The following is a 12,884-nucleotide window of genomic DNA, read 5'->3' as shown; positions in this document are numbered from 1 at the left end:
CCTCGCGGAGGCCATCGGCACGGTGCGTGCGGAGCCCGCCCGGGCCCGGGCCGAGGGCGCCGAGAGCGTCCGGCGGTTCCCCTTCGCGCGGGGATGAGGGACGCCCGTTCGGGGACGTCGCTGACGGCCGGACGCCGTGCGCACAATGGCTCGCGTATGCGGGCACCGCACGAGTGAGGCCACAAGATGGCATTGCAAGTGGCAGAGAGAGACGAAACTCCCTGCTCGTTCATCGAAGTCGACTCCCCCTCTTTCCGTTTCGACGACCACCGTCTGCGTCTGGCGCGCGCCGAGGGCCGGCTCCTGGACAGCATGTACGGTCCCGTCGTCTGCGATCACGCGACGGTCGCCCGGCTGTTGCGGCAGCCGACCCTGGTGCACGACCCCTGGCGGCAGCTTCGGTACTCCGGGGTGACGGACGACGCGATCGGGGCCTGGTTCGCCTCGCTGCTCATCTTCTCCCGGGCCGAGGACCACGACGCGCTGCGGCAGAGCATGCGGCCGCTCCTGCGCGGTCCGGCCTTCGACCCGTCCTTCGCCGCCGCGGAGGCACTCGCCGCCACCGCCGAACTCGACGGTGAGTGCGAGTTCGTGACGGACGTCGCCGACTCGATCGTGCACGCTCAGGCGGCACGGCTGCTCGACATCGACAAGGGGACGTATCGCGAGATCGCACAGCCGGTGCGGGATCTGGCGCTCATCCACCGGCTGACGCCGGCGCAGACGCTCGCACAGGCGAAGTCGGCGGTCGAGCAGGTGCAGGACTTCCTCGGCCGGCTGGCCCGCCGGGAGGGCGTCATGGCAGCCGGACGCACCGACTGGACGCGCTCCAGGATGTCGCTCCTCATCGGGTTCGAGCCGTATCGCCTCGCGCTCGGCCAGCTGGTGGCCACGCTCGCCGGCCATCCGTGGACCTGGTCGGCGGCGGCGGACGACGAGACGACCGCCAGGTCGGCGGTACGGGAGCTGCTGCGCTGGATGCCGACGGCGCCGATCCAGATCCGTTTCACCGAAGCGGAGTTGGCGCTGGCCGACCGCACCCTGGAACCCGGCCGGCCGGTCCTCCTGTGCGCGGTGCAGGCCAACCGCGACGCCGAAATCGACGGCGACGCCTACCAGCCGCTGCGGGAACCGACACGCCCGCACCTCAGCTTCGGCGCGGGCCTCCACTACTGCATAGGCGCCACGGCTTCCGAGCGTCAACTGACGGCCGTACTCGGGGCCCTGGCGGCGCGATTCCGTACCCCGGAGCCGACCGGCGCCGTGCGCTGGGGCCCGCCGTCCGGGGTGCAGGGACCGATCGAGGTCCCGGTCCGGCTGAACCGGCGTCCGACGCCGGGCCGTTGAGCGGCGGACGCCATCGCTCGCGCACCACGACCGACAAGACGCACCCATGGAGGGACGGGCCGTGCCGATCGCGTTGGTGTCCCACTGCCTGCTGAACCAGAACGCGAAAGTCAGTGACGGGGCGATCTGTCCCGGAGTGGTGTCGCCGGTGATCGACCTGCTCCGGCGGCGTAACCATCGCATCGTGCAGATGCCCTGCCCGGAATTCACCTTCGCCGGGCCGGATCGCTGGTGGCAGTCGAGGGAGCAGTACGACACCCCGACCTACCGGGAACACTGCCGCGAGCTCGCACGGGCGGTCGTGGACGAGCTGGCCGCGGACCCGTCGGCCGCCGACACCGAGGTGGTCGTGATCGGAATCGACGGCAGTCCTTCCAGCGGGATCGACCTGATCACGAGCGCCCCCGGCTGGCGCGGCGAGCCGGGGAGGTCCGACGCGTGGACGGTGGCCCCCGGACGCGGGGTGTGGATCGAGGAGCTGGAGGCCGAGATCCGCTCACGCGGACTGCGGCCACCGCGCATGATCGGCGTCGGAATGGACCTGCCCGGCGCGACACCGGACTCGCTGCGGCGCGACCTGGAGAGCGGGTTGGCCGGATGAGCGCGTCGCCCGGTATCGCGCACGGCGCCGCTCCGGACGGCCGCGGCGGCCGGGTCGCCGTGGTCGCGGCACGCCTGGTCGGCGCGCCGAAGGTGCTGGACGTCCTCGCCGACGCCGGCTACGGAGTGATCTCCCTCCCCACCACGTCCCACCGCACACTGCTGCGCTGCGCGGTCATCGACGTACACCAGTACGCCGCCCGTGGCTACGTCGTGCGCAAGGTGGGCGTACGCGGGGAGACCGACGACGGCCTGCACCGCGGTGAGTGGAACTCGCTCACGAACGAGCTCCGGCTCCCCGACCTCACCGTTCCCGAGTTCCTCGGGAACTTCCTCGTGAACGCCGGTCCCGGGTCCGAGTCGCTGGAACACCTGAGGACATTCCTGAGCTTCTGACCCGGGTGCCCCCGCGGACCCGTTGTGACCACGCGACACCGCCGACCGGAGTTGGAGTGCGACGATGACCGACAGCTCACCCACCGTCCCGATCGAGGACCCGGCCTTCTACGTGGACGATCCCTGGCCGGCCTTCGCCCGCATGCAGAAGGACGCGTCCTTCTACTACCACGAACCTCTCGACTCCTTCGTGGTGACCCGGCACGCCGACATCCGGACCATCGCCGGCCTGCCGGATGTCTTCGTCAGCTCCAAGGGCCTCTTCCTCAACGACGTCAAGTACCAGGCGCAGGCCGGGGACGAGCTGATCACCGACAGCTTCTTCCCCAAGGGCGGCGAGCAGGTCGGTACGACGGACCAGCCGCGCCACGCGGAGCTGCGCCGCGTGATGGCCCCGGCGTTCTCGGCGGAGGCGATACGGCGGGTGCGGGAGGCGTTGACGCCGGACGTCCGCGCGCTCGTGGCCGGGATAGCCCCGGACACCGTCGTCGACTGGGTGTCCCGCGCCGGCCTGGTGCCGATCAACACCGCGATCCGGATGATCGGGCTGCCCCACACGGAGTTCGACCGCGTCCGGTTCTGGAGCGACGAACTGGAGAAACTCGCCGGCGACGTGACGTTCGAGGAACTGCGGGCCGCCGCCGCCGAGTTCCAGAGCCTGCAACGGTTCATCGTGGAGAGCCTGGAGGCCAAGCGCCGGGACCCCGGCGACGGCGACCTCCTGACCGTCCTGCTGACCGCGGAACTCGACAGGACGAACGTCTCCGAGGCCAACGTCGTCATGTTCGCCATGACCATGCTGGCCGCCGGCAACGACACGACCCGGTCCCTGCTCGCCGGCCTGGTCCACCAGCTCGCCCTCCACCCCGAGCAGTGGGAGCTGCTCCGCCGGGACCGCTCGCTGGTCCCGGCGGCGGTCGAGGAGACCCTGCGCTATGTCACACCGGCGCGTGCGATGCTGCGGACCGCCACGGAGGACGTCGAGATCGACGGCCGCCCGATCCGTGCCGGGCAGCATGTCTACCTGATGTACATGGCGGCCAACCGGGACGAGTCCGTGTTCCCCGACGCCCACCGCTACGACGTCACCAGGGGCGAGAGCGTCAAGCACCTGGCGTTCGGCGCCGGCATCCATCACTGCGTGGGAGCCCGCCTGGTCCGCGCCGAGGCACCGATCGTGCTCGACGCACTGCTCGACCGCTTCTCGGGCGTGACACTCGCCGGCGACCCCACACCGGTCATGAACCACATCCGCAACGGCTGGACCAGCATGCCGGTGATCTTCAGCACCTGAGTCCGGAGAAGCCCCGGAGAAGCCCCGGAGACGCCGCCGCACCCCTGTCCGACAGGGGCGCGGCGGCATCGCGGATCTAGATGTCCCGGAAGATCTCGATCTGGGCCCCGATCGTGTTGAGGCGTTCGGCGAGGTCCTCGTAGCCGCGGTTGATGACGTAGACGTTGCGCAGTACGGACGTGCCCTCGGCCGCCATCATGGCCAGCAGGACGACCACGGCGGGGCGCAGCGCCGGCGGGCACATCATCTCGGCCGCACGCCAGCGGGTCGGGCCCTCCACCAGCACCCGGTGCGGGTCCAGGAGCTGGAGGCGGCCGCCGAGGCGGTTCAGGTCGGTCAGATAGATCGCACGGTTGTCGTAGACCCAGTCGTGGATCAGGGTCTTGCCCTGTGCGACCGCCGCGATGGCCGCGAAGAACGGCACGTTGTCGATGTTCAGGCCCGGGAACGGCATCGGGTGGATCTTGTCGATCGGCGCCTCCAGCTTGGAGGGGCGGACCGTGAGATCGACCAGGCGGGTACGGCCGTTGTCGGCGACGTACTCCGGCGTGCGGTCGTGGTCGAGGCCCATCTCCTCCAGGACGGCGAGTTCGATTTCGAGGAACTCGATCGGCACCCGGCGCACGGTCAGCTCCGACTCCGTCACCACCGCCGCGGCCAGCAGGCTCATCGCCTCGACCGGGTCCTCGGAGGGGGAGTAGTCCACGTCCACGTCGATGGTGGGGACGCCGTGCACGGTCAGGGTCGTGGTGCCGATGCCCTCGACCCGGACGCCCAGCGCCTCCAGGAAGAAGCAGAGGTCCTGGACCATGTAGTTGGAGGACGCGTTGCGGATGACGGTGACACCGTCGTGCCGGGCGGCGGCCAGCAGCGCGTTCTCGGTGACCGTGTCCCCGCGCTCGGTCAGCACGATCGGGCGGTCCGGCCGGATCGAGCGGTCGACCTGTGCGTGGTACTGCCCCTCGGTCGCCGCGATGTCCAGCCCGAACCGGCGCAGCGCGATCATGTGCGGCTCGATGGTCCGCGTGCCCAGGTCGCAGCCGCCGGCGTACGGCAGCTTGAAGTGGTCCATGCGGTGCAGCAGCGGGCCGAAGAACATGATGATCGAGCGGGTGCGTACGGCGGCCTCGGCGTCGATCGACGACATGTCGAGGTCGGCCGGCGGTACCAGCTCCAGGTCGACGCCCTCGTTGATCCAGCGGGTGCGCACGCCGATGGAGTTGAGCACCTCCAGGAGGCGGTACACCTCCTCGATCCGGGCCACCCGGCGCAGCACCGTGCGCCCCTTGTTGAGCAGCGAGGCGCACAGCAGGGCCACGCACGCGTTCTTGCTGGTCTTCACGTCGATCGCGCCGGACAGCCGGCGGCCGCCCACCACGCGCAGATGCATCGGGCCCGCATAGCCCAGTGAGACGATCTCGCTGTCCAGGGCTTCGCCGATTCGAGCGATCATCTCAAGGCTGATGTTTTGGTTGCCGCGCTCGATGCGGTTGACAGCGCTCTGACTGGTGCCGAGCGCCTCCGCGAGCTGTGCCTGTGTCCAGCCGCGGTGTTGCCGGGCGTCACGGATGAGCCTGCCGATGCGTACGAGGTAGTCGTCTGCCATGAGGTTGAGGCTATCTCAGATATGAGATGGTGCCCGTTGGGGGGTCCGTTCGGGTGATGCGCTGTCAGGGGGCCTGACTGTTCGGCCCGTCGACCGTTGTTCCGATGCGTGCAGGGGTGGGAAGGAGGGGGCATCGAGGCGATTTCCGACGATTGGTCATGAATTCCGCCGGTCGTTGTCCGGAGGTTTTTCCTCTGTACGCCGGTGCAGCGCCCGGCGCACACCACCGGTACGTTTCATCAGGCTCAAGTCGGAGGTGCGGGAAATGTCTCAGGCGGCCATCGAGACAGCCCTGTTCCTCGGAACTCGGGAAGCCCCGGAGATCACTCCGCCGACTTCTCTCTCCGCCCATCCGTGGGGAGTCGGATACGGTCCGGACCTTCTCCCGGCCCGCGAAGAAGCAGGCGTGACCGGCGCCGGAGCGGATCTCGCCATCCGCCCTCCGGAACAACTCAAGATCTTCATCCGTACCCGCCCGGAAATTCTCCCGGACGAACACTCCACCACCGGAAAGCACTTCGAGGTCGTCGTGGTGCCGCCCGGTCCGGTCGGCCGTATCGGCGCCGCCCTCACGGTTTCCGGAACACTGCGAACAGATTCCGTACTCGTCGCCGAACACCGGAAACCGCGGGGCGCCCGTGCCGACCGATTCAAGGCCGCCGTCGAAATCACGGAGGCGAGGTGGAAATCCTGTCCGTCGCAGGTGGCGATCCAGGACAACCGGTCCGTCGACGGGCTCGGCCCCTTCGCCGACGGCATGCACGCGACGAGCGGGCCGGAGTGCCGGGGAGCGGTCACCGAGGTCTCCGTCGGCACCGGCGGGCTGTCCGCCGACCGGGTGGACCGGAGCCCGAACTGCCTGCTCGGCGAGGGTGCGGCGGGCGTCCGTCCGGGGGTGGGCGACGGCCTGGCCGGCAAGCACTTCGGCGTTATCTCGCGGGATGCCCGGCTTGATGCTCTTTGACATGTTGTGCGACACGCCGACGATCCGCCTTGTGGGTTCCCTGCCCCTCCGTCCGGGGCCGGACGGAGGCGTCCGGCTGGTCGGCGGCACGGCCTTCACCGTCGCCCGCGTGAACAAGGCGGCCCGCACGCTCCAGGAGGCGCCGCGCGCATCGCGCACCGAACAGGACCCGGCGGCCCCTCTCGCCTCCGCCGTCGACTGCTCCCCGGCGGCGGCCTTCTGGGGCCCGGGGCCGCCGGACGGCGCCGCGGGGCGGACCGCCCGGTCTCCGGCCCGCCCCGCGGACGTCACCGGCGGCGCTCCCTGGAGGTGCGCCGCCACCCGAACGGTCCGGGCAGATCCATCGACGTCGTCCGGCGTCCCGTACTGCTGCGCGTGTGCCGGGGTCCGTGCTTGCCCCCGGTGGTGATGGACCATGAGTGCCGATTGATGTTGAGGCGCACTCCGGGCAGGATCCGGAAGCTCTTCCGGAAGGTGAGCGGCATGACTGCGTCTCCTTTCGCTTCCCTCGTCGGCTACCCCCGCTCCGCGAACTGATGGGTGCGGAACCCGGATTGACTTACGGGCGCCCGCTCGGGGCGCGGTGACGCACCCCCGCGAGCCGGCCCCGGACACGCCACGGGGACAGCGGAGAGCGGGTCCGGGCATGACCATCCCGCGCCCGTGTACTAGAGTTATCTCGACATCGAGATATCTGCCTAGGCGCACCGTAGCCGCCACCTCTAGTAAGGCATGCCTAACTTAGCCTGACCTTACTGGATCGGCCAAGCCGGCGTGGCGGCAGGATTGACGGTGGTACGCGCACATCAATGAAGGAGACTGTCGTGTCGGCGAACAGCTTCGACGCCCGCAGCACGCTGCAGGTGGGCGACGAGTCGTACGAGATCTTCCGGCTGGACAAGGTGGAAGGCTCGGCTCGCCTTCCGTACAGCCTGAAGGTGCTGCTGGAGAACCTGCTCCGCACGGAGGACGGCGCGAACATCACCGCCGACCACATCCGCGCCCTCGGCGGCTGGGACTCGCAGGCCCAGCCCAGCCAGGAGATCCAGTTCACGCCGGCCCGCGTGATCATGCAGGACTTCACCGGCGTTCCCTGTGTCGTGGACCTCGCCACCATGCGTGAGGCCGTCAAGGAGCTCGGCGGCGACCCGGCGAAGATCAACCCGCTGGCCCCGGCCGAGCTGGTCATCGACCACTCCGTCATCGCCGACAAGTTCGGCACCCACGAGGCCTTCGCGCAGAACGTCGAGCTGGAGTACGGCCGCAACCGCGAGCGCTACCAGTTCCTGCGCTGGGGCCAGACCGCGTTCGACGAGTTCAAGGTCGTCCCGCCGGGCACCGGCATCGTCCACCAGGTGAACATCGAGCACCTGGCCCGCACGGTCATGGTGCGGGGCGGCCAGGCCTACCCCGACACCCTGGTCGGCACCGACTCGCACACCACCATGGTCAACGGCCTCGGCGTGCTCGGCTGGGGCGTCGGTGGCATCGAGGCCGAGGCCGCCATGCTCGGCCAGCCGGTCTCCATGCTCATCCCGCGCGTCGTCGGCTTCAAGCTGACCGGTGAGCTCAAGCCCGGCACCACCGCCACCGACCTGGTGCTCACCATCACCGAGATGCTCCGCAAGCACGGTGTGGTCGGCAAGTTCGTCGAGTTCTACGGCGAGGGTGTGGCGGCGACGAGCCTCGCCAACCGCGCCACCATCGGCAACATGTCCCCGGAGTTCGGCTCCACCGCCGCGATCTTCCCGATCGACGGCGAGACCCTGAACTACCTGCGCCTGACCGGCCGCTCCGACCAGCAGGTCGCGCTCGTCGAGGCGTACGCCAAGGAGCAGGGCCTCTGGCTGGACCCGAAGGCCGAGCCCGACTTCTCCGAGAAGCTGGAGCTGGACCTCGCCACGGTCGTCCCCTCGATCGCCGGCCCGAAGCGCCCGCAGGACCGTATCGTCCTCGCGAACGCCGCCGAGCAGTTCAAGAGCGACGTCCGCAACTACGTCGCCGACGACGACGAGGCGGGCAAGGAATCCTTCCCGGCCTCCGACTCCCCGGCCACCGCCAACGGCGTCCCGACCAACCCGGTCACCGTCACCGCCCCCGACGGCTCGACCTACGAGATCGACCACGGCGCGGTCACCGTCGCGGCCATCACCTCCTGCACCAACACCTCCAACCCGTACGTCATGGTCGCCGCCGCCCTGGTGGCCAAGAAGGCGGTCGAGAAGGGCCTGACCCGCAAGCCCTGGGTCAAGACCACCCTCGCCCCGGGTTCCAAGGTCGTCACCGACTACTTCGAGAAGGCGGGCCTGACCCCCTACCTCGACAAGGTCGGCTTCAACCTGGTCGGTTACGGCTGCACCACCTGCATCGGCAACTCCGGCCCGCTGCCGGAGGAGGTCTCCAAGGCCGTCAACGACCACGACCTCGCGGTCACCTCGGTCCTCTCCGGCAACCGGAACTTCGAGGGCCGGATCAACCCCGACGTCAAGATGAACTACCTGGCCTCCCCGCCGCTGGTCGTCGCCTACGCCCTCGCCGGCTCGATGAAGGTCGACATCACCAAGGACGCCCTGGGCACCGACACCGACGGCAAGCCGGTGTACCTCCAGGACATCTGGCCCACCGAGGCCGAGGTCAACGAGGTCGTGGCGAGCGCCATCGGCGAGGACATGTTCAACAAGTCCTACGCCGACGTCTTCGCCGGCGACGCCCAGTGGCAGTCGCTGCCGATCCCGACCGGCAACACCTTCGAGTGGGACCCGCAGTCGACCTACGTGCGCAAGCCCCCGTACTTCGAGGGCATGGCGCACGAGCCGTCCCCGGTCACCGACATCGCCGGTGCCCGTGTCCTGGCCAAGCTGGGCGACTCGGTCACCACCGACCACATCTCCCCGGCCGGCGCCATCAAGGCCGACACTCCGGCCGGCAAGTACCTCACCGAGCACGGTGTGGAGCGTCGTGACTTCAACTCCTACGGCTCCCGCCGAGGCAACCACGAGGTCATGATCCGCGGTACGTTCGCCAACATCCGCCTGCGCAACCAGATCGCGCCGGGCACGGAGGGCGGCTACACCCGCGACTTCACCCAGGCGGACGCGCCGGTGGCGTTCATCTACGACGCCTCCCGCAACTACATCGAGCAGGGCATCCCGCTGGTCGTCCTGGCCGGCAAGGAGTACGGCTCCGGCTCGTCCCGCGACTGGGCCGCCAAGGGCACCGCGCTGCTGGGCGTGAAGGCCGTCATCGCCGAGTCGTACGAGCGCATCCACCGCTCGAACCTGATCGGCATGGGCGTGCTCCCGCTGCAGTTCCCGGAGGGTGCCACCGCCGAGTCCCTCGGCCTGACCGGCGAGGAGACCTTCTCCTTCACCGGCGTCGAGGAGCTCAACAACGGCACCACGCCGCGCACGGTCAAGGTCACCACCGACACGGGCGTCGAGTTCGACGCGGTCGTCCGCATCGACACCCCCGGTGAGGCCGACTACTACCGCAACGGCGGCATCATGCAGTACGTGCTGCGCAGCCTGCTCCGCAAGTAGCGGACCCGGTACGGCAGTCGGGGCCGCGCTCCTGGTGGAGGGAGCGCGGCCCCGCCCTGTTCCGCTACTCCGCTACAGCCAGCCGCGCTGAGCCGCCCGCAGCCCGAGCTGGAAACGGCTCGCCGCCCCGAGCCGTTCCTGCAGGTCGCTCACCCGCCGCCGCAGCGTTCGCTACCTGCGGTGCTGGCGGGGCGAGGTACGGCGGAGTGCCGAAAGGCACACCTCGTGCTCGGCACGGGCGTACATCTCCACCAGACGGGCCGCGATGGCACCCTCGCCGGAGGGACCTCGATCAGTCGGGTCGACGCCCGGACCGTCGTAGCCCGCCTGCCCCACCTCGGGCGCGCCGATCTGCGGCACGCTCACGTCGAGGGACGCCTTCACCCTCGCGTCCAGCCAGATCTTGTCGATGCCGTCACCGAGATGCTTCGCTGCCTTCGCGGTCGGCTCGGTGCCCAGCGGCGGGGCGATGTCCGACCAGAACGCGGTCGACTTCCGCGCGCTGAGCGCCGCGCCGTCGATCCCGGGCAGCGCCGCGTCCGGCGTGCGCCCTCGGGGGTCTCGGCGCCCTTGGCGTAGGTCGCGATGACCGGGGTGCTGCCGGCCCTCGCGTCCGTGTACCCCTGTTCAGCGTGGGCGCCGGGTCGGCGGCGGCTCAAGGGAACACGGTGGCCGAAGGGTGCCAACGCCCGCTTCGGTCAGAGGAGTTGGCGCAAACAGCCCACCCGGAGGACCTGGCCGCGGCCGGTCGCCCCCGGTCCTGGCGTCCGTATTGCGGCCCCCGCGCCCGTCCTGTCCCACGGCTTCGGCTCAGCGGGAACACAGCATTCCCCCAGGAGACCGGCACAGACTTGGTACATGTCTGCCACCGCAGGGTCCCGAACCGGCCGCGTCCGCGTCCTGATCGTCGACGACGAGCCCGGTCTCACCGAGTTGCTCTCCGCCGCCGTCGCGGAGGCGGGCTGGCGACCCTACCCCGCGCTCGACGGACAGAGCGCCCTGCGGCTGGCCCGGGGCTGCGCCCCGCACGCGGTGGTGCTCGACGGGATGCTGCCCGACCTCGACGGCCTCCAGGTGCTGCGCAGACTGCGCTACGAGATGCCGAGGCTGCCCGTCCTGATGCTCACCGCCCGCGACGCCGTCGAGCACCGTATCGACGGCCTGGAGGCGGGGGCCGACGACTACGTCACCAAGCCCTTCTCCCTGGAGGAGGTCGTGCTGCGGCTGCGCGGACTGCTGCGCCGGGCCGGCACCGAACAGCCCTCCGTCGACGACTCCGTACGCGTCCTCGGCGACCTGGTGCTGACCGGCGAGTCCCGCGAGGTGCAGCGCGCCGGCACCCCGATCAGGCTCACCGCCAAGGAGTTCGACCTGCTCAGCCTGCTCCTGGACCATCCACGCCAGGTGCTGAGCAAGGCCCAGATCCTCGACCACGTCTGGAGCACCTCCTTCGACGGTGGCGGCAATCTCGTCGAGGTCTACATCTCCAGCCTGCGCCGCAAGATCGACCGGGGCCGGACGCCGATGATCCACACCGTCCGCGGCATGGGGTACGTCGTACGGCCCGTGGAGGACGGCAGATGACCGCCCGGCCGCGCAGCCGGTCGCTGCGCACGCGCCTGCTCGTCTTCATCACCGCCGTTCTCGTCTGCGTCTGCGCCGCGATGGCCCTGACCACCGTCTTCGCCCAACGCGCCTCTCTGATGGGCAACCTGGACGACCGGGTGAGCGACGCGGCCGAACGCGGCGTGGGCGGCGCCGCCCTGCACCCGGAGCTCACCCGCGACCTGACCTTCCTCAACGAGACCGGCCAGCCGGCCGGCCTGCTCGCCGCCCGCCTCGACGCCGGGGGGAACATCATCACCGCGGCCGTCGTCAGCCGGGACGCGCCTCCGCGCTCCCTCAGCACCGCCCAGACCACCGCCCTCAAGGGCGTCCCGCCGGACGGCTCGACGCACACCCGCGCGGTTCCCGGCCTGGGCACCTACCGTGTCACCGCCCTGAACGCCGGCGGCATCCGCGTCCTGGCCGGGCTCCCCATGGACGACGTACTGGACACCATCAGCGGCCTGGTGGAGGTCGAGACCGGGGTCGCGGCGGTCGGCCTGACCGTCGCGGGCTGCGTGTGCGCGGTGGTGATACGACGACAGCTGCGCCCGCTCGGCCGGGTCGCCGCCACCGCCGTCGAGGTCTCCCACGCGCCCCTCGGCCGGGGCCAGGTGACCGGACTGACCCGGGTGCCCGAGCGGGACACCGACCCCGGCAGCGAGGCCGGCCAGGTCGGCGCCGCCCTCAACCGCATGATCGACCACGTCGAGGCCGCACTGGCGGAACGCCAGCGCAGCGAGGAACAGGTGCGCCACAGCGAGGAGCGCATGCGCCGCTTCCTGGCCGACGCCAGCCATGAACTGCGCACCCCGCTCGCGTCCATCGCCGGGTACGCGGAGCTGATGAACCGCGGTACGGACCGCATCGAGCCGGACCTGGCCTGGCGCAGGGTCAACGCCGAGTCCGTGCGGATGCGCAGCCTGGTGGAGGACCTCCTGCTCCTGGCCCGCCTGGACGAGGGCCGCCCCTTGCAGTCCGCCGAGGTGGACATGGCCGCGCTGGTCGCGGAGGCGGTGTGGGACGCCAGGGCGGCCGGGGCCGGTCATCTCTGGCGGCTCGAACTCAACCTGGACGACGGCCTGGCGTTCGTGAAGGGCGACGAGGCCCGCCTGCACCAGGTGGTGGCCAACCTGCTGGCCAACGCGCGGGTACACACCCCCGCCGGGACGACGGTGACCGCGACGGTCGAATCCACCCCCGTCACCTGCGTGGTCCGCGTCCGCGACGACGGCCCCGGCATCCCGCCCGACCTGCTCCCGACCGTCTTCGAACGCTTCACCCGGGCCGACACCTCCCGTACCCGCGCCGGAGTCCTGGAAGGCGGCTCGGGCCTGGGCCTGGCCATCGCCACGGCCATCACCACGGCCCACGGCGGCCGTCTCGACGTGGCGAGCGTGCCGGGCCGCACGGAGTTCACGCTGGAACTCCCGACGGCCGGACTCCCGCCCGCCGGAACGGTGATACGCGCCCGCACGGCGCCGGTCTAGGAGAGCACCGAGGGCCGTGCGGACGCCGCCGTCGAAGGGGACG

Annotated in this window: 11 protein-coding genes; 8 read left to right on the top strand and 3 right to left on the bottom strand. The window is 70.5% G+C overall.

What is annotated here, in order from left to right; translation table 11 throughout:
• Positions 1–198 precede the first annotated feature (198 nt).
• The 4 genes from ACZ5K7_RS02585 (at position 199) to ACZ5K7_RS02570 (ending at position 3,637) form a co-directional block, all read left to right on the top strand.
• Positions 199–1,347 carry a cytochrome P450 family protein gene (locus ACZ5K7_RS02585; protein ID WP_468909561.1) on the top strand — a complete coding sequence of 383 codons (1,149 nt, stop codon included), beginning with the start codon at positions 199–201 and terminating at the stop codon, positions 1,345–1,347.
• Between the two features lie 61 nt (positions 1,348–1,408).
• Positions 1,409–1,948 (top strand): hypothetical protein, encoded by a 540-nt coding sequence (locus tag ACZ5K7_RS02580; RefSeq protein WP_351713772.1) that lies wholly within the window; start codon positions 1,409–1,411, stop codon positions 1,946–1,948.
• Complete coding sequence (locus ACZ5K7_RS02575; protein WP_468909558.1) at positions 1,945–2,343, top strand: hypothetical protein; 399 nt, start codon at positions 1,945–1,947, stop codon at positions 2,341–2,343. The genes ACZ5K7_RS02580 and ACZ5K7_RS02575 overlap by 4 nt, the downstream gene beginning before the upstream one ends.
• A gap of 64 nt (positions 2,344–2,407) precedes the next feature.
• A complete protein-coding gene (locus ACZ5K7_RS02570) occupies positions 2,408–3,637 on the top strand; it encodes a cytochrome P450 (RefSeq protein ID WP_468909555.1) in 1,230 nt (409 codons plus the stop codon).
• A gap of 76 nt (positions 3,638–3,713) precedes the next feature.
• Here ACZ5K7_RS02570 and ACZ5K7_RS02565 read toward each other — a convergent pair whose 3' ends face one another.
• Positions 3,714–5,243: a helix-turn-helix domain-containing protein gene (locus ACZ5K7_RS02565; protein ID WP_351713778.1), complete on the bottom strand. Its 1,530-nt coding sequence runs from the start codon at positions 5,241–5,243 to the stop codon at positions 3,714–3,716.
• 406 nt (positions 5,244–5,649) lie between these two features.
• Between ACZ5K7_RS02565 and ACZ5K7_RS02560 the strand changes: the two genes are divergently transcribed.
• Positions 5,650–6,207 carry a CgnE/CgnB domain-containing protein gene (locus tag ACZ5K7_RS02560; protein WP_351713780.1) on the top strand — a complete coding sequence of 186 codons (558 nt, stop codon included), beginning with the start codon at positions 5,650–5,652 and terminating at the stop codon, positions 6,205–6,207.
• A 287-nt stretch (positions 6,208–6,494) separates the two neighbouring features.
• Here the strand turns inward: ACZ5K7_RS02560 and ACZ5K7_RS02555 are convergent, their stop codons facing one another.
• Entirely contained in the window at positions 6,495–6,692 is a 198-nt protein-coding gene (locus ACZ5K7_RS02555; RefSeq protein WP_351713782.1) for a DUF4236 domain-containing protein, read from the bottom strand.
• A 339-nt stretch (positions 6,693–7,031) separates the two neighbouring features.
• Between ACZ5K7_RS02555 and acnA the strand changes: the two genes are divergently transcribed.
• The gene (gene acnA, locus ACZ5K7_RS02550) at positions 7,032–9,746 is read left to right on the top strand and encodes an aconitate hydratase AcnA (protein WP_351710445.1); all 2,715 of its coding nucleotides are present in this window, start codon (positions 7,032–7,034) and stop codon (positions 9,744–9,746) included.
• 171 nt (positions 9,747–9,917) lie between these two features.
• On the opposite strand, the gene ACZ5K7_RS02545 is transcribed toward acnA, so the two are convergent.
• Positions 9,918–10,112, bottom strand: coding sequence for a hypothetical protein (locus ACZ5K7_RS02545; RefSeq protein WP_468909549.1), 195 nt, complete (start codon positions 10,110–10,112; stop codon positions 9,918–9,920).
• 492 nt (positions 10,113–10,604) lie between these two features.
• Between ACZ5K7_RS02545 and ACZ5K7_RS02540 the strand changes: the two genes are divergently transcribed.
• Together ACZ5K7_RS02540 and ACZ5K7_RS02535 are read left to right on the top strand one after the other, a co-directional pair.
• Entirely contained in the window at positions 10,605–11,330 is a 726-nt protein-coding gene (locus ACZ5K7_RS02540) for a response regulator transcription factor (protein WP_351710441.1), read from the top strand.
• Positions 11,327–12,841 carry a HAMP domain-containing sensor histidine kinase gene (locus ACZ5K7_RS02535; RefSeq protein WP_468909545.1) on the top strand — a complete coding sequence of 505 codons (1,515 nt, stop codon included), beginning with the start codon at positions 11,327–11,329 and terminating at the stop codon, positions 12,839–12,841. The genes ACZ5K7_RS02540 and ACZ5K7_RS02535 overlap by 4 nt, the downstream gene beginning before the upstream one ends.
• Positions 12,842–12,884: the final 43 nt, after the last annotated feature.

Source organism: Streptomyces sp. NPDC031497, from assembly GCF_055580905.1.
This window is presented reverse-complemented; position numbering and strand designations above follow the sequence as displayed.